This is a genomic window from Chitinibacter sp. FCG-7 (assembly GCF_040047665.1).
Taxonomy (GTDB): domain Bacteria; phylum Pseudomonadota; class Gammaproteobacteria; order Burkholderiales; family Chitinibacteraceae; genus Chitinibacter; species Chitinibacter mangrovi.
In genome coordinates this window covers 3,371,620-3,384,070 of sequence record NZ_CP157355.1, presented here as the reverse complement: position 1 = coordinate 3,384,070, position 12,451 = coordinate 3,371,620, and the positions used below count along the sequence as shown (strand labels likewise).

Below are 12,451 nucleotides of genomic sequence, written 5' to 3'. Positions count from 1 at the left end.
GACTCCTGCAAGGTATTTTTCCAACAAGCTATTCATAGCGAACGATCGATTTAAAACCACCATAGGCCATGCGTTTAAAATCAAAAGGTGGATTTTCCTGATCGCACATCCCGCTTAAGCGTGGATCAGCCATCACCAAGGCATTAATACGATCACGCTCTTCACGCGAGGGATAAATAATCCAGGCCATCACAACGGTTTCATTGTCCCGGCAGCCTGCAACAGCACGAAAAGACAGCATATCCGGGATCTCCAGTTCATCGCCCACACATTCCCAGTAGGCGATGGCACCGTGCTCCTTCCAGACCGCACCGGCGGTATTGGCCATCTTTTGGTAATCCGCCAGTTTCTCTAGGGCGATTGGCAACAAAAAACCGTCTACATAATGCGTCATCTCCAGCTCCTTAAATAGAGGGGGTGCTTGCTGTACTTTAGTTCCTACAGCCCAATAAAGGGTAGCCAAGACATGAAAAAAATTTATCGATCCTTAGCAAATTCTCTTTATCGTCAACCGCTTATCAGCAGACCTTGTCTCGCTCTTACTGGCTTGTGAATACGGACAAACAACGCTGATACAGCGCCAGACAGGCGGCATCAACACGGCTTGAAACATGCGAGCAGCAATAAAAAAGAGCCCAAACGGGCTCTTTCTGCATTGGCGGCAAACGATCAATTACAGCGCAGCAACCACTGCGTCGCCCATCGCCGAGCAGCCGACTTTAGTTGTGCCAGCTTCGTAAATGTCGGCGGTGCGCAAGCCTTGCGCCAGCACTTTCTTCACCGCATTTTCAACGCGCTGTGCAGCCGCTTCATTATTGAAGGTGTAACGCAACATCATCGCAACAGACAGAATCGTCGCCAAAGGATTGGCCACATCTTTGCCCGCAATATCCGGCGCCGAGCCGTGGCTAGGCTCGTATAGGCCCTTATTGTTCGCATCGAGCGAAGCCGATGGCAGCATACCAATAGAGCCAGTCAGCATCGATGCTTCGTCAGACAGAATATCGCCGAAAATATTGCCAGTCACGACCACATCGAACTGCTTCGGCGCTTTTACCAATTGCATGGCGGCGTTGTCGACCAGCATATGGCTCAGTTCAACGTCTGGATATTCCTTGGCCAGATCGGTCATGATTTCTTTCCAGAATTCGGTCGTTTCCAGCACATTGGCTTTGTCGACCGAACACAGTTTCTTGCCGCGTTTTTGCGCTGCCTGGAAAGCCACGTGGCCGATGCGACGAATTTCGCTCTCGGCGTACAGCATGGTATTAAAGCCTTCGCGCTCGCCCGCTTCATTGGTGCGAATGCCGCGTGGCTGGCCGAAATAGATGTCGCCAGTTAATTCACGAACGATTAAGATATCCAGCCCGGAAACCACTTCTGGCTTCAGCGTCGACGCATTGGCCAATTCCGGGTACAAAATCGCCGGACGCAGATTGGCAAACAGGTTCAAATCTTTGCGGATTGCCAGCAGGCCACGCTCTGGGCGCAACGGGCGATCGAGTTTGTCGTACTGCGGGCCACCCACAGCGCCGAGCAAAATTGCGTCGGCTTCACGCGCCAGGTTTTGCGTGAATTCAGGATACGGCGCGCCGTACTGATCGTAAGCCGCACCGCCCAATGGTGCTTCCTGCAGTTCCAGATCAAGGCCATCGGCTTTCAATACGTCGAGGACTTTGCGCGCTTGCGCTACGATTTCAGGGCCAATGCCATCACCGGGCAGAATCAATACTTTCATTTTTATCTCGTGGTCTTATTAGATGGTCATTAATTGCAATTTCATTGACAATACATGGGTATATGCCTGTAGAGCAATCCAGCCAAGAGCTACAGAGCAATACCCACCAGCAACGTACAATTAATTACTGCTGATATACATAGAAAAAGAGGGGCAAGCCCCTCTTTTTGCCTAGTTCGCTCGCTTAGAACGATACTTTGTAGTTCACGTCGCAATCGGTCATCACAATCACGCGCGGGTGCGTTTGCAGCAATGACGCTGGCACTTGCGTGGTGATCGGGCCGTTTAGCGTGCGATCCAAGATCTCGGCTTTTTCAGCACCTTTAACCACCAGCAAAATCGCACGCGCCTGCATAATCGTTCCCATGCCCATCGTTACGGCATGCGTTGGCACTTCGTCGATGTGGTTGAAGAAGCGTTTATTGGCTTCGCGCGTTTCTTGTTTCAAAGTCACTTTGTAAGTACCACGTGACAAATGCTCATCCGGCTCATTAAAACCGATATGGCCGTTACCGCCAATACCGAGCAATTGCAGGTCAACCGGGCCTTGCTCGAACATCATTTTGTCGTAGCTGCGGCATTCTGCATCGACGTCAGCGGCATTGCCATCAGGCACATGCGTGTTTTCGCGTTTGATGTCAATGTGGTCAAACAGATTGCGCTGCATGAAATTGCGATAGCTTTCCTGATGTGTCACTGGCAAGCCGACGTATTCATCCAGATTGAACGTTTTGGCGTGGGCAAAGCTCACCAGACCTGCCTTATACGTTTTAACGATTTCCTGATACAGGCCCACCGGTGTACCGCCTGTGGCCATCCCCAGAATGGCATTGGGTTTGCTGCGAACCATGGAAATAATCAGGTCAGCGGCGGCACGATCTAGATCGCTTTGATTTTTGAATTTATGCAGGATCATCGGTTACTTTCCAAAATATGAATTCGACCGTCAAAGAATACGGCAAAATTCCAAGAATAATATTGATAAAGCCTAAAAAATGAGCCCGATTTTGGCAAAAAGGGCTGCATTCCTGATTTATTTTGCAAACAGCCAAGGCTGCTCAGTCTGGCGCTTGGCTTCAAATGCCGCAATTTCATCGCGGTGCGCCAAAGTCAGGCCAATTTCGTCCAGACCATTGAGCAGACAGTGTTTGCGGTGTTCGGTAATTTCGAAGCTAAATACCTGACCAGCTGGTGTGGTAATCGTTTGCGCTTGCAGATCGATATAAAGGCGATAGCCTTCGGCTTTGGCTTCATTAAATAGCTGATCAACCACGGCTGCGGGCTGCACAATCGGCAGCAGGCCATTTTTGAAACAGTTATTAAAGAAAATATCGGCAAAGCTCGGCGCAATCAGCGCGCGGAAACCAAAGTCTTCAATCGCCCACGGCGCGTGCTCACGCGAGCTACCGCAACCGAAATTATCCCGCGCCAATAGCACTTGCGCGCCCTGATTGCGCGGCAAATTCAATTCGAAACCAGGGTTTAATGGGCGGGTGCTGTTATCCATGCCCGGCTCGCCCTGATCGAGGTAGCGCCATTCGTCAAACAGGTTCGGGCCAAAGCCGGAGCGCTTGATCGATTTCAAAAACTGCTTGGGGATAATCGCATCAGTATCCACATTGGCGCGATCCATCGCGCAAACCAAGCCATCCAGTTGCACAAAAGGTTTCATTTCGCCGCCTTTTCAATGGCTTCGCCACCCTTTTTAATGTCTTGCCCTATCCCTGATACGGTATTGCAGGCTGTTAGCGCCAGAACCAAACAAGAAAGCATGAATGCACGCATTTGAGTGACCTCCAGATTAGTTAAAGTGACGCACATCAACAAAATGGCCGGCAATCGCTGCTGCCGCGGCCATTTCTGGGCTAACCAGGTGAGTACGCCCACCCTGCCCCTGACGACCTTCAAAATTACGGTTCGACGTCGACGCGCAGCGCTCGCCCGGCGATAAGCGGTCGGCATTCATCGCCAGACACATCGAACAGCCTGGCTCACGCCATTCAAAACCGGCTTCAATAAAGATCTGATCCAGGCCTTCAGCCTCAGCTTGCGCTTTAACCAAACCGGAACCCGGCACGATCAATACCAGTTTAACGCTAGCGGCTTTCTTTTTGCCCTTGATCACGCTGGCTGCAGCGCGCAAGTCTTCGATCCGGCTATTGGTACAGGAACCAATAAAGACTTTATCAATCGCGATTTCAGTCAGCGGAGTATCAGCGTTCAGACCCATGTATTGCAGGGCACGCTCGTAGCTGCCACGCTTCACCGGATCAGCTTCATTAGCTGGATTAGGCACTTTGCCCGATACGCCCAGCACTTGCTCAGGTGAAGTACCCCAGGTCACTTGCGGCTCGATGTCTTCGGCGCGCAATTCAACCACGGCGTCAAACACTGCGCCTTCGTCCGACACTAGTTCGCGCCATGAGGCTACGGCAGCATCCCATTGCTCGGCGCTTGGCGAGAATGGACGGCCTTTCAGGTATTCGATGGTTTTGTCGTCAACTGCAACCATACCTGCGCGCGCGCCGCCTTCGATCGCCATATTGCACAAGGTCATCCGGCCTTCCATGCTCAGACTACGGATCGCTTCGCCACCAAATTCGATCGCGTAGCCGGTACCACCTGCAGTACCGATTTTGCCGATGATCGCCAGCGCGACGTCTTTGGCAGTCACACCCGTGCCAAGTTTGCCGTCAACACGCACCAGCATCGCTTTGGATTTTTTTGCCACCAGCGTTTGCGTCGCCAGTACGTGCTCAACTTCAGAAGTGCCAATACCATGCGCCAACGCAGCAAAAGCACCATGCGTTGAGGTGTGGCTATCGCCACAAACCACCGTCATACCGGGCAAAGTCGCACCATTTTCCGGGCCAACGACATGCACAATACCTTGACGTTGATCTTTGAACGGGAAGTAAGCTAGCGCGCCAAATTCTTTGATATTGGCGTCCAGCGTTTCAACCTGCAGGCGGGAAATCGGGTCTTGAATGCCCTTTTCCCACTCATTGGTTGGCGTATTGTGGTCGGCCGTGGCAACCACGGAAGATTTTCGCCATGGCTGACGATTGGCCAGCTTCAAGCCTTCAAAAGCTTGCGGACTGGTCACTTCGTGAACCAGATGGCGGTCAATATAAATCAGGCAAGTGCCGTCGGCTTCTTCGCGAACCACATGCGAATGCCAGAGTTTGTCATACAGAGTTTTAGCGGACAGGATTTGGGCCATATCAGGGATCGCCATTCGGGACAATCGGGAAACCCCCGATAGTAGCGGATTCGCCCCTTTGCGACAAGGAAATGGCCAGGGCCTGTTGACGTTTGGTTTGCAGATCGCGTTTGTGCTGATTTTGAGCTGAAGCTAGGCGCAAAAACCGAAGCATAGTCACTCTATGCAAGGTTTTTGCAACGCAGGGTCAGCTCAAAAGCAGCCAAACCCTCCGGGCTGGGCGATTTTTTCGATGATGCTGCGTTGTAGACCGCTGACATAGAATGACTATGTGGCGCGATCTACGCCTTGCCTCATCGAAAAACTCGCGCCAGCGCGACGGCAAACCAAACATCAACAGACCCTTAGGTCTGTTGATGTTTAAATCAGCCTTTCGGCCATGCAGCCAGGTTTGGCCTGCACAGCAAATTGAAGTTTACTCACCAGCTTAATTTCAGCAGCCCCGATCATGGGCAGACTATTTACGCCTCAAGTAGGGCTATCTTTGGCCCAGATCATGAATTGCTTGACGACACAGCAGCATAATTGATCACAGTTGCAAGCAAAGCGGTCTAGATTCACGCCTTAACGAGTCGACGGGTATATAGTCAAAACCCATTCATTAATTAACTTGCAAGGCAATACCCCTGGATAATCACTCAAGCCATCGCAGCACAAAATACAAGCGCTTGGCAGAGCCATTTGATTGTCAATATTCAACATCCGGAAAGTGAAATAGTGCCGTGTATGCATGACGCAGAATTCTTATCATGACATCAACATTGCTCCGCCACCGCGAGCGCCTTATTTCGCCACCAAGGAGAATTGATCATGAATCATTTAAACCCCAAACTGATCCGCAAAAAGCTGGGCATGAACCAGCAAGAATTCTGGAGCCAGATTGGCGTCACCCAAAGCGGCGGCTCACGTTACGAAAGCGGCCGCAATATGCCCAAGCCGGTGCAGGAATTGCTCAGGGTGGTGCACGTGGAAGGGATAGACCTGACCACCCTGAAACGCGAAGAAATTCGCGCGCTCGATTATCTGCGCGAGCAGCAGCCACAGATGCTGGCCGAACTGATCAAGAAAGCCAGTATCAACGAGCCAGAACGGGTTTAAACACTCAGTTTGACGACGAGCCCCAGCCGCTCCAACTTGGCCTTGAGCGCCATCATCCATGCTTCGGGTGCGGCACTCAGCCTGGGGGCCTCGACCTGCAGCGATGGCCGTGCCAGACCATACAGAAGCACACCTTCGAGCTTGACGCCTTGCGCCAGTTGTTCGGCCAGAAACGCTGTGTAGGCATCAGTTTCGGCCTCGCTGGGCAAGATCCCATCGGTGGCAAACATGCAGGTCTGGATCCAGGTTGGACAGGCCTGAGCCGCCAGCGCTAGGCGCCTTGCCACTTGCGAGCGTTTGAGTGCAATCTGATTCACAAATTCAAAGCCATCGCGTGGAGCGCGATCGAGCTTGAACCACACCTCGCCACGCATACTGGCCATGCGGCGCAAACCTTCTTGCACATAATCTTTATCAAGCTGGCTACCATTGCTGATCAGCACGGTTTTCAAATCCAGCTGATACCGCTGCCGGGCTGCGGCAACAATCTCGATGGCCTGCAGAAATTGCGCCGACGTCGTCGGCTCACCATTGCCGGAAAAAGCAATGTCATTGATGCGCCTGGCCTGCTCGGGCACTGAGGTTTCCATGAATGAGCCATGGACAATCTGCTGCAACATGATGTCCAGCTCCTGTTCGAGCAGTGGCAAATCCGTCTCGGGTGCCGGGCCGCGCTGCAAATCCGGCACCTGACAATAAACACAACGCCAGTTGCAGGCATTATTCGGATTCAGATTGATCCCGATGGAAACCCCTCCCGCGCGGCGCGAGATAACGGGGTAAACGTATTTCAGCCCGGCAATATCGCGGCTATGGTCGTTCACACTCAACGGTGCTACTGCTTTAATACTCATGCAACTGACTACCTGAAGATGAATTAATACTAAAACTAGCGACTTATTTGACCGGAGCCTTGACCAGCAAAACCGGGATACGGGTGTGCTGCATTACGCCCTCGGCCACACTACCGAGCAATAAATGCGTCAAGCCGCCATAACCGTGCGTACCCATCACCAGCAGATGCGCCTGCCAGCGGGTGGCGTCTTCAACCAATACTTTGGCAATCTGGCCACCCCAGATTTCCAGCAAATCTGTTTCCACCTCGATGCCCTGCTCACGCAAAACCGCAGCACGCTCAAGCAACAAACTATGACCGCCCTCTTTCAATGACGCTTGCAGCTGCGGCACATCCAGAAACTCGTTGGCACTCCAGGCAAACTGAGCCAAATCAATGACATGAACCAATCGAATCACGGCGTGCTGCTCCGTAGCCAAACGTGCGGCCTCCACCAGCGCAGCTGCGCTGGTATCGCTATGATCGACCGGAACCAAAATGCGCGTATACATTTTCATCTCCCTGTACGGTAAATACATTACCCAGTCTAGCAGGCTAATCCACCCCCGGGCTATTGCAGCATCAGCCCCGACGAGCATACACTCAGCTTAACCATTTAAGAATTAGCTTATTTAAACACCATGGCACGTTTGGCGCTTACATTACCTGACTGCAATTTATTCAGCACCGAATTGCCAGTGCGGATACGCGATATCAACTATGGCCAGCACCTGAGCAATGACGCTTTAATGGCCATGCTGCATGAAGCCAGAATGCAATGGCTGCAGTCGCAAGGCTTTGAATCTGAACTGCGTATTGGTGATAAAGGGCTGATTATGGCCGACGCGGCGATTGTTTTTGGCAACGAGGCTTTTTATGGCGATGTGTTGCGTATTCGTTTAGGCGCAGCAGAAATCAGCCGTGCCAGCTTTGAACTTTACTATGATGTCAGCCAGCAAACGCGCACGATTGCGCAAGCCAAAACCACGATGGTTGCTTATGACTACCAGCGGCAGCAAATTTGTAGCCTGCCGCCTGCATTACGCACCGCTCTTGAACGACAAGGACTAGAAAAATGAAAAAATACCCAGTAAACAGCCCCGAAGCCATGGCTCGCCTGCTTGTCTTGCAAATGATTTGTGATGGCAATTTTGACCCGGAAGAAATCGACGAGCTGGAACACCTGCACGTGTACGACGTGCTTGGCATTACCCGCAAAGGCTTTATTCAGGTCTTGCAGGATTACTGCAACGATATTGGCGACGAAGCCGATGAACAAGGCACAGTGCATCTGGTTAACAAAGAACATATTGACCAATTGCTGGAAACCGTTGACGACCCGAAAAAACGCCTGCAACTGGCTGCGCTCTCGCTTGATCTGGCCAAATCGGATCAAGAAATCAACGACGCCGAGCTGGCCGTATTTAGCCGCATGCTGAAAAAATGGCATCTGTCTCTGGATGATCTGCAACTGGCATTTGACCACTGAACCTGATTCACCTGACGTTTACAGCGCAGTCATCGCGCGGAAAAAATAACAATGACATGGCTAGCCGACTTTCATCGCTCGTTTGAGCGAAATTTTATCCCTACGCTGGGGCGCAAATATGCGTTTATCGGTATTTTGTGCCTTTTCCCGCTGACTGCACTTTTTAGCCTGTACTGGGCACAAGGTGAGCTGGAGCAGATCATTGGCAGCATGCCGACGGCACAGCAAATAGGCATCCGGCAGCTCTTTGCCACCCTGATCAATATCGGCTGGCTGCTGTTAATCAGCTCGATGCTCTTTTGCGCCATTGAAATCCTGTATTTCCATTTATGGATTACCAAGCCGGTGCAGCTGATCAATCAGGTTTTCACCGATGCTGCCGATCACGAAGGTGACTTGTCACAAAATATCCCCGCGCCTTATAGCGACGAAATCAGCCAGCTGGCCATCACCTGCAACCGTTTTTTGGGCAAACAGCGCGATATTATTGCCAATGTGCAGACCATGACGATCAGCATGGCGCTCGAAGCGGCCAAATCACAAAAGCACATCCGGGATTCGGCACAGGCCACCGAGCAACAGGACACGCTGGCCAAAAGTATTGTGCAGGCCAGCCACAACACCAGCGAAGGCATCAACACCGTTTCGCGCCAGACTGGCGAAATATCGCACACCACCGTCACCAATCTGGATATGGCACACGCCTCGTACTCCGAATTGCAGGATGTTGTCAGCCGGATTAATGCGATCAACACCAAAATCAGCTCGTTCAACCAGACGGTAGATGGCTTGAACAAGCGTTCGTCCAGCATCAAGACGATTGTTGATCTCATCAAGGAAATTGCCGGGCAGACCAATCTGCTGGCGCTCAATGCCGCGATTGAAGCCGCCCGTGCAGGTGAACAAGGCCGCGGCTTTGCAGTGGTGGCCGATGAAGTACGCAAGCTGGCCGAAAAAGTCGGCGTTGCAACAGATGAGATTTCCAGCGACATCGACAATATGCTCAATCAGGTTTCGGAAACACTCACCGAAACCCAGCTGATCACCCAAGACGCCAACATGACCCGCGATGTCGTCGAAAAAGCCTCGTCGCAATTTGCCAAAATGATGCATGACTTCGAGCAAACTGCGCAGGCTCTCAGCGGGATTGCCCAGACGTTGGAAGAATTTACCGCCGCCAATAATGTCGTGAACGCGAATGTGGCCGAAATCCACCAGCTATCGCGCACAGTCAATGAAAAAATGGCCCGCTCAGCCGAGTCGTCCAAAGACGTCGCCAAGGCAACCGAAGACGTGCAGGCCATGGTGGGTCGCTTTGTCATCGGCCAAGGCCCGCTCGATGCCATGATCACCCTGTGCTCGCAATACCGGGATCAAGTCGCCGCCAAGATTGAAGCGATGCAGGCGCGTGGCATCAATGTATTCGATCAGAACTACCAGGCCATACCAAACACCAAGCCGCAAAAGTACAAAACCAGCTACAACCAGCTCTTTGTCAGCGAAATCCAGCCGCTGTACGACGAGCTGGCCAAAACAGCGCAAGGCGGCAAATTTGCGCTGGCGGTGGACAATAAAGGCTATGGCCCGACGCACAATAGTTGGTACTCGCATCCGATGACGGGCGAGCACGCAGTTGATTTGCTCAATAGCCGCAACGAGCGCATTTTCAATGATCCGGCAGGCCTGCGCGCCGCGCAAAATACCGAGCGTTTCCTGCTGCAAAACTATGTGCGCGACACCGGCGAAATCATGACCGAGCTGGACGTGCCAATTTTTATTGGCGGTCGGCACTGGGGCAATTTACGACTGGGCTTTGATGGCGCAGCGCTGATCAAATCATAAAGACACCCAGTGTTATCGATGGGAGAGCCCGCAGAGATCAAATCCAGCTTTGCCCCGGTGTGCGATCAGCATAGCCGCTTGCTGATTCTAGGTAGCTTGCCGGGGGATGCTTCGCTCTTGCAGGGGCACTACTACGCCCACCCGCGCAATGCATTCTGGCCAATGCTGGCGACCATCCTGAATGAGCCTTTGCTGGTACTACCTTTTGCCGAGCGCTACCCGATTCTGCTCAAGCACGGCATTGCCCTCTGGGACGTAGTACACAGCGCAGCTCGCCCCGGCAGCCTGGACTCAGCCCTCTCCGACATTCAAACCAATACCCTGAGCGAGCTGCTACTACAGCACCCCAACTTGACTCACGTTATTTTCAACGGGCAGACCGCCGCGCGTCACGGCCAGAAACTATTGCCGGGGTATATTCATGCAGCCGTTGCACCATCTAGCAGCCCGGCATATACCCTTGCGTTCCCAGCCAAGCTTGCCGCTTGGCAGCCATTGATTGAAATGGCGTTGCTGAGGAATTAACGCTCGGACTTGCTGGAAATCCAGATGGCAAACATCAGCCAGATGGCATTGAGCAAAGCGACGACAAACCCCAGAAAACCCAGCACCGGCATGCCGAAAATCGTCGGACCAACCTTGATGGTCATGGCAATCGACGAGCCGATAATCAAGGCGCCGGTCACAATGCCCATTGTCAGCCGATTGGCGCTTTTAGCCAGTTGCACGCCAAAATGATCGAGGCGTTTTAAATCCAGATCAACGCGCAAATTGCCCCGGCGCGCCTGCTTGATCAGCTTGCCCACATCCCGTGGCAAGCCCGACAACACATTAAACGCCTCAAACAGATTGTCTTTGCCACGCTTGAGCAGGGTTTTGGGGTTGTAGCGCGTCAGAATGACTTCTTTCACAAAAGGCGTCAGGTGCGGCACCATTTGAAAATCCGGGTCCAGCTGCCGCCCCAGCCCTTCCAGCGTGATCAGCGCCTTGAACAGCAGGGTCAGATCCGATGGCAGCGTAATTTCATGCTCGCGCATAATCATGGCCACATCATTGAGCAAATGGCCAAACTGGATATCCTTAAGCGAGAGATTTTCATAATTAAACATAAAGTCGGCAATATCGGCCTCCAGTTGCTCTTCGTCGACCACCGTATCGCCAGTCCACTCGAGCAAGACATTCAGAATGCCATGCTCGTCACGCTGCGCCAGCGCGGCCAGCAGATCAACGATATGATCGCGCCGCGGATGCGGCAAACGCCCCACCATGCCAAAATCGAGAAAAGCAATGCGGCTGCCAGGCAGGTATTTCACATTGCCCGGATGCGGGTCGGCGTGAAAATACCCATCAATCAACACCATCTTGAGCACGGCATCAGCACCCCGCGCTGCCAGCAGCTTGCGATCAAGTCCGGCAGCATCGGCGGCGGCTAGATCATTGCCCGCCACGCCGCCCACATATTCCTGCACAATCAGGCGCTCTGAAGTCCATTGCCACCAGATTTTGGGAATCACAATCTCGTCATGCCCGGCAAAATTGGTGATAAAGCGCTCCAGATTGCGCGCTTCAATCGACAGATTGAGCTCGCGATGCAGCGATTTGGCAAATTCATCCACGACGCGGATCGGCTGATAGCGGCGTAAATCAGGAAACTCGAACATCGCCAGACCGGCGATATGGCGCAAAATCCGCAGATCAGCTTCGATTTTGGGAATAATATTCGGCCGCCGGATTTTCAGCACCACCTCGGTGCCATCGGGCAATTTGGCGCGGTGCACCTGGGCAATCGAGGCCGAGCCAATCGGCTTGGGGTCCAGCTCGCTAAAAACCTCGTGCGGATCCTGCCCCAGCGCCGTACGCAATTCAGCCTCGATCTCGGCAAAAGCCAGTGGCGGCACGTCGTTTTGCAGCTTTTCAAATTCGGCAATCCACTCAGGCGGAAACATATCCACGCGCGTAGCCATCACCTGCCCCAGCTTGATAAAAGTCGGCCCCAACTGCTCCAGCGCCCGCCTGACGCGAACTGGCGGATCAAGCAATTCAACCTCATGATCGCCCGGCCAGTGCAGCAAGTCGCCAGCACGCTCGATTCCTTTTGCCAAGCCTAATCTTTGTACCAAATTACCCAAGCCATGACGCATCAAAATTGCAATAATCTCGCGCACTCGCGGGAGGTCTCGCATCACGGTGAACGTTTCTTTAAGCATTCAGTCTGTCCATTGAGGG

Annotated in this window: 14 protein-coding genes; 5 read left to right on the top strand and 9 right to left on the bottom strand. The window is 52.7% G+C overall.

The features are described from left to right. Positions 1 to 28: 28 nt before the first annotated feature. The 6 genes from ABHF33_RS15955 to leuC all read right to left on the bottom strand — a co-directional run bounded on the left by ABHF33_RS15955 (position 29) and on the right by leuC (position 4,949). Positions 29 to 394, bottom strand: a complete 366-nt coding sequence (locus ABHF33_RS15955; protein ID WP_348944873.1) for a DUF1428 domain-containing protein — start codon at positions 392 to 394, stop codon at positions 29 to 31. A 279-nt stretch (positions 395 to 673) separates the two neighbouring features. Further along, positions 674 to 1,738, bottom strand: coding sequence for a 3-isopropylmalate dehydrogenase (gene leuB / locus ABHF33_RS15950; protein WP_432803943.1), 1,065 nt, complete (start codon positions 1,736 to 1,738; stop codon positions 674 to 676). A 184-nt stretch (positions 1,739 to 1,922) separates the two neighbouring features. Then, positions 1,923 to 2,654 carry a glucosamine-6-phosphate deaminase gene (gene nagB / locus ABHF33_RS15945; RefSeq protein WP_348944872.1) on the bottom strand — a complete coding sequence of 244 codons (732 nt, stop codon included), beginning with the start codon at positions 2,652 to 2,654 and terminating at the stop codon, positions 1,923 to 1,925. 117 nt (positions 2,655 to 2,771) lie between these two features. Next, positions 2,772 to 3,410, bottom strand: a complete 639-nt coding sequence (gene leuD / locus ABHF33_RS15940) for a 3-isopropylmalate dehydratase small subunit (protein ID WP_348944871.1) — start codon at positions 3,408 to 3,410, stop codon at positions 2,772 to 2,774. After that, a complete protein-coding gene (locus ABHF33_RS15935) occupies positions 3,407 to 3,511 on the bottom strand; it encodes an entericidin A/B family lipoprotein (RefSeq protein ID WP_348946651.1) in 105 nt (34 codons plus the stop codon). Before ABHF33_RS15935 ends, leuD begins: the two co-directional genes overlap by 4 nt. A gap of 28 nt (positions 3,512 to 3,539) precedes the next feature. Continuing rightward, a complete protein-coding gene (gene leuC, locus ABHF33_RS15930; protein ID WP_348946649.1) occupies positions 3,540 to 4,949 on the bottom strand; it encodes a 3-isopropylmalate dehydratase large subunit in 1,410 nt (469 codons plus the stop codon). 822 nt (positions 4,950 to 5,771) lie between these two features. On the opposite strand from leuC, the gene ABHF33_RS15925 reads away from it, so the two are divergent. Next, a complete protein-coding gene (locus ABHF33_RS15925; RefSeq protein WP_348944870.1) occupies positions 5,772 to 6,059 on the top strand; it encodes a helix-turn-helix domain-containing protein in 288 nt (95 codons plus the stop codon). Here the strand turns inward: ABHF33_RS15925 and ABHF33_RS15920 are convergent. Together ABHF33_RS15920 and ABHF33_RS15915 are read right to left on the bottom strand one after the other, a co-directional pair. Further along, on the bottom strand, positions 6,056 to 6,913 hold the full coding sequence (locus ABHF33_RS15920; RefSeq protein WP_348944869.1) for a radical SAM protein: 858 nt from the start codon (positions 6,911 to 6,913) through the stop codon (positions 6,056 to 6,058). The genes ABHF33_RS15925 and ABHF33_RS15920 overlap by 4 nt on opposite strands. A gap of 43 nt (positions 6,914 to 6,956) precedes the next feature. Then, positions 6,957 to 7,406, bottom strand: coding sequence for a universal stress protein (locus tag ABHF33_RS15915; protein WP_348944868.1), 450 nt, complete (start codon positions 7,404 to 7,406; stop codon positions 6,957 to 6,959). Positions 7,407 to 7,535: 129 nt separating this feature from the next. Between ABHF33_RS15915 and ABHF33_RS15910 the strand changes: the two genes are divergently transcribed. Genes ABHF33_RS15910 through ABHF33_RS15895 form a run of 4 tightly spaced genes read left to right on the top strand, consistent with a single transcriptional unit; the run spans position 7,536 to position 10,750 of the window. Beyond that, positions 7,536 to 7,973: an acyl-CoA thioesterase gene (locus ABHF33_RS15910; RefSeq protein ID WP_348944867.1), complete on the top strand. Its 438-nt coding sequence runs from the start codon at positions 7,536 to 7,538 to the stop codon at positions 7,971 to 7,973. After that, the gene (locus ABHF33_RS15905) at positions 7,970 to 8,383 is read left to right on the top strand and encodes a hypothetical protein (protein ID WP_348944866.1); all 414 of its coding nucleotides are present in this window, start codon (positions 7,970 to 7,972) and stop codon (positions 8,381 to 8,383) included. The genes ABHF33_RS15910 and ABHF33_RS15905 overlap by 4 nt, the downstream gene beginning before the upstream one ends. 51 nt (positions 8,384 to 8,434) lie before the next feature. Further along, positions 8,435 to 10,225 (top strand): methyl-accepting chemotaxis protein, encoded by a 1,791-nt coding sequence (locus ABHF33_RS15900; RefSeq protein ID WP_348944864.1) that lies wholly within the window; start codon positions 8,435 to 8,437, stop codon positions 10,223 to 10,225. Positions 10,226 to 10,243: 18 nt separating this feature from the next. Then, positions 10,244 to 10,750 (top strand): DNA-deoxyinosine glycosylase, encoded by a 507-nt coding sequence (locus ABHF33_RS15895; protein ID WP_348944863.1) that lies wholly within the window; start codon positions 10,244 to 10,246, stop codon positions 10,748 to 10,750. Here ABHF33_RS15895 and ABHF33_RS15890 read toward each other — a convergent pair. Beyond that, positions 10,747 to 12,432, bottom strand: coding sequence for an ABC1 kinase family protein (locus ABHF33_RS15890; protein WP_348944862.1), 1,686 nt, complete (start codon positions 12,430 to 12,432; stop codon positions 10,747 to 10,749). The genes ABHF33_RS15895 and ABHF33_RS15890 overlap by 4 nt on opposite strands. Positions 12,433 to 12,451 lie beyond the last annotated feature (19 nt).

Excerpts from the sequence above, each read along its gene's own strand:
- leuB (WP_432803943.1), bottom strand. The coding sequence starts at position 1,738 with ATGAAAGTATTGATTCTGCCCGGTGATGGCATTGGCCCTGAAATCGTA.
- nagB (WP_348944872.1), bottom strand. The coding sequence starts at position 2,654 with ATGATCCTGCATAAATTCAAAAATCAAAGCGATCTAGATCGTGCCGCC.
- ABHF33_RS15915 (WP_348944868.1), bottom strand. The coding sequence starts at position 7,406 with ATGTATACGCGCATTTTGGTTCCGGTCGATCATAGCGATACCAGCGCA.
- ABHF33_RS15955 (WP_348944873.1), bottom strand. The coding sequence starts at position 394 with ATGACGCATTATGTAGACGGTTTTTTGTTGCCAATCGCCCTAGAGAAA.
- ABHF33_RS15905 (WP_348944866.1), top strand. The coding sequence starts at position 7,970 with ATGAAAAAATACCCAGTAAACAGCCCCGAAGCCATGGCTCGCCTGCTT.
- ABHF33_RS15925 (WP_348944870.1), top strand. The coding sequence starts at position 5,772 with ATGAATCATTTAAACCCCAAACTGATCCGCAAAAAGCTGGGCATGAAC.
- ABHF33_RS15900 (WP_348944864.1), top strand. The coding sequence starts at position 8,435 with ATGACATGGCTAGCCGACTTTCATCGCTCGTTTGAGCGAAATTTTATC.
- ABHF33_RS15935 (WP_348946651.1), bottom strand. The coding sequence starts at position 3,511 with ATGCTTTCTTGTTTGGTTCTGGCGCTAACAGCCTGCAATACCGTATCA.
- ABHF33_RS15895 (WP_348944863.1), top strand. The coding sequence starts at position 10,244 with ATGGGAGAGCCCGCAGAGATCAAATCCAGCTTTGCCCCGGTGTGCGAT.
- ABHF33_RS15920 (WP_348944869.1), bottom strand. The coding sequence starts at position 6,913 with ATGAGTATTAAAGCAGTAGCACCGTTGAGTGTGAACGACCATAGCCGC.
- leuD (WP_348944871.1), bottom strand. The coding sequence starts at position 3,410 with ATGAAACCTTTTGTGCAACTGGATGGCTTGGTTTGCGCGATGGATCGC.
- ABHF33_RS15890 (WP_348944862.1), bottom strand. The coding sequence starts at position 12,432 with ATGCTTAAAGAAACGTTCACCGTGATGCGAGACCTCCCGCGAGTGCGC.
- ABHF33_RS15910 (WP_348944867.1), top strand. The coding sequence starts at position 7,536 with ATGGCACGTTTGGCGCTTACATTACCTGACTGCAATTTATTCAGCACC.